At 50.3% G+C, this 2,574-nt stretch carries 4 protein-coding genes and 1 pseudogene; all 5 read right to left on the bottom strand.

The features are described 5' to 3' along the window. Positions 1 to 82 precede the first annotated feature (82 nt). Positions 83 to 535 (bottom strand): Fur family transcriptional regulator, encoded by a 453-nt coding sequence (locus tag Q0231_RS15475; RefSeq protein WP_299348946.1) that lies wholly within the window; start codon positions 533 to 535, stop codon positions 83 to 85. Between the two features lie 44 nt (positions 536 to 579). Continuing rightward, the gene (rimI, locus tag Q0231_RS15470) at positions 580 to 1,044 is read right to left on the bottom strand and encodes a ribosomal protein S18-alanine N-acetyltransferase (RefSeq protein ID WP_299348943.1); all 465 of its coding nucleotides are present in this window, start codon (positions 1,042 to 1,044) and stop codon (positions 580 to 582) included. An 8-nt stretch (positions 1,045 to 1,052) separates the two neighbouring features. After that, positions 1,053 to 1,733 carry a tRNA (adenosine(37)-N6)-threonylcarbamoyltransferase complex dimerization subunit type 1 TsaB gene (tsaB, locus tag Q0231_RS15465; protein ID WP_299348940.1) on the bottom strand — a complete coding sequence of 227 codons (681 nt, stop codon included), beginning with the start codon at positions 1,731 to 1,733 and terminating at the stop codon, positions 1,053 to 1,055. 20 nt (positions 1,734 to 1,753) lie between these two features. Further along, positions 1,754 to 2,320, bottom strand: coding sequence for a NifU family protein (locus tag Q0231_RS15460; protein WP_299348937.1), 567 nt, complete (start codon positions 2,318 to 2,320; stop codon positions 1,754 to 1,756). A 148-nt stretch (positions 2,321 to 2,468) separates the two neighbouring features. Continuing rightward, positions 2,469 to 2,574, bottom strand: a pseudogene (locus Q0231_RS15455) (universal stress protein); the annotation flags it as partial.

The raw sequence follows: 2,574 nt of genomic DNA, 5'->3' as shown, positions 1-2,574 counted from the left end.
AGCGCCAATATGATCGATTGGCATAGGATTAGCGCCAACAAACCAGGAATGGTAACAACAACAAAGAAAATGATCCTCCAAATCATTCGCTTGGCTCACCTTCACCTTTTTTGGCGTCAAGCGGCACGCCGTAAAGTTCAAGCCGATGATCAACCAGTTTGAACCCTAGTTTACGTGCGATCACTTCTTGAATTGCTTCAATTTCTTCGTTGCGAAACTCAATGACCTTGCCCGTGCGCACATCGATCAAATGATCATGATGCTCGTCTGGAATTTGTTCAAACCGCGCGCGACCGTCTTTAAAATCATGCTTGGCGACAAGGCCGGCTTCTTCGAACAGATTTACCGTTCGATAGACAGTTGAAAGGGAGATTTTGGGGTCAATATCTGAAGCGCGGCGATAAAGCTCTTCAACATCTGGGTGATCGGTTGCGCCTTCAAGCACACGAGCAATAATCCGACGTTGTTCGGTCATGCGCATGCCAGAGGTTTCACACTGTTGTTCAAGGTTTGTGTTATCGCCTGTTTCGCCCATGGCTAAACCTCTTTGGTGCAGTGCTGTTTTGTCTAGCGCTTGGATTATCCGAGATCCGCTTTCATGACAAGAGCGGTCGCGGTTTTGCCATCGGGTCGAGGATAATAGCCGCGCCGTTCGCCAATTTGCGTGAAACCAAAGCGATTGTAGAGTTTTCTGGCAGGTTGATTGTCCTCGTCCACCTCCAAAAACATTTTGGTGACCGGGCTCATCATCAAATCTTCAATCATGGCTTGCATGAGCGCGGTCGAAAGGCGTTTGCCCTTAAACTTTTTGCTGACCACAATGGTCATCAATTCGCATTCATCCCCAGTTATGCGCAGCATGGCAAAGCCTGCAATCCTATGCTTTGCATCGCAGGCCACATAAATGGGGGTTTGTGTATCGCGCACATAGGATTGGAAATCAGCCACCGTCCAGCCGCGAAAAAAGCCTTCAGCGTGCAGTTTTGCTAGGTCTTTTTCGTCACCTGGTTGAGCGGGTTCAATGTGCAATCCTGCCGGGGCCATCCATACTTTCATCGGCGGGCAATTTGTTTGGCAGATTGTGGTTTTGCGTCTGCTGCACGCAGGTAACAAGGTTCTGGCGGGAAGTGGCTAGGGTCCGCCAATTGGCCAAATTCGGCCATTTTGACCACATTGAGGAAAGTGCGCATGTCTGGGTCGCGAGCCAATTCAATATTATGCGCCCCACATTCGTTTGCCGCCCACTCTGCACCTGATCCTAGTATCCGGCTTTGATCGGTGATGCCGTTTAAAGCCGTAGTGTTTTCAAAAGCTTTGGGTTCGCCAACAGGTTTGCCCGGGGCCGAAAAATCTTGTCGATAATGTTGGTCGCGCCGCGCATCAATCAATACGCTCAAGGGGCTATTTTCACGCCCGCTAAGAGAAAGCGCTAGCATGGTGGGAATGCCAAGGCATGGAATATCCAGCGCGACGGCCAAACCACGGGCGGCTGCCAAGCCAACGCGCAAACCGGTAAATGAGCCCGGGCCAGAGGCCACGACAATGCGTTCTAAATCATCATATTCGCGCTGGGCATTGTCCAATAGCGCATCAATTTGGTCCATCACATGTTCAGCATGCCCGCGGGCGCGGGCCTCTGACATTGAATAGCTTGTGCCATCGGCATCAATAAGCGCGCACTGGCAACAGGCCTGTGCCGTGTCAATGGCCAATGTAATGGGGTATTTTGTCATTTAGCGACCAATCGCGCGCACTAGATTTGTTGCACGTCCTCAACACCGGGGACGAAATGGCGCAAAAGATTCTCAATGCCGTTTTTTAAGGTCGCTGTTGAAGAAGGACAGCCCGAACACGCGCCTTGCATGTGCAAATAAACAGTGCCCTGCTTAAACCCTTTAAAAATGATATCGCCACCATCCATAGCCACCGCTGGGCGCACACGTGTGTCGAGCAATTCTTTGATCACTTCGACCATTTCTTGGTCTGACTCTTCAAAAAACTCGTCGTTCCCTGCGTCCGCCTTTGCATCTTGCGCACCATCTGCCAGTAAAGGCTGACCGGACATGAAATGCTCCATGATCGAGCCTAAAATCGCAGGCTTGATGTGTGACCAATCGCTATCATCTTTGGTGACCGCAATGAAATCACCACCCATGAAAACGCCTGTAACGCCTTCAATGGTGAAAAGTGCAACAGCCAAGGGTGAGGCTTTTGCCGCCTCTGGTGTTCTGAAGTCCATCGGATCACCCGGCAAAACGTCCCGGCCCGGCAAGAACTTTAGCGTTTGCGGGTTTGGTGTTGCCTCTGTTTGAATAAACATGGTCTTAGATCTCCGAGCTCATATGCCCGATTGCGGGCAAAATCTTCTTTAGAATGGTTATAAAATAGTATTTCTGCTGGCAAAGGCAAGTAGATTCCCTGTGAGCGCTCAGCAATTGGGCAAACAATTTGTTTTAGCGCAAATAGGTTTAGGCCAGCTCTTCGATTTGTTCATCAGTTAAGAAGCCGGGCACGATGGCCACTGGAATGGGTAAAGCATTTGCGCCACGTGCTGCAATGGAGCTTACCAACGGC

The sequence above is a fragment of the uncultured Maritalea sp. genome (assembly GCF_937139385.1).
Taxonomy (GTDB): domain Bacteria; phylum Pseudomonadota; class Alphaproteobacteria; order Rhizobiales; family Devosiaceae; genus Maritalea; species Maritalea porphyrae_A.
The sequence above is the reverse complement of the archived record's forward strand: the minus strand, read 5'-3'. Positions and strand labels throughout refer to the sequence as shown.

Bases quoted from the DNA above. Each gene is read 5' to 3' on its own strand.
- Q0231_RS15475 (WP_299348946.1), bottom strand. From the start codon at position 535: ATGGGCGAAACAGGCGATAACACAAACCTTGAACAACAGTGTGAAACC.
- rimI (WP_299348943.1), bottom strand. From the start codon at position 1,044: ATGGCCCCGGCAGGATTGCACATTGAACCCGCTCAACCAGGTGACGAA.
- tsaB (WP_299348940.1), bottom strand. From the start codon at position 1,733: ATGACAAAATACCCCATTACATTGGCCATTGACACGGCACAGGCCTGT.
- Q0231_RS15460 (WP_299348937.1), bottom strand. From the start codon at position 2,320: ATGTTTATTCAAACAGAGGCAACACCAAACCCGCAAACGCTAAAGTTC.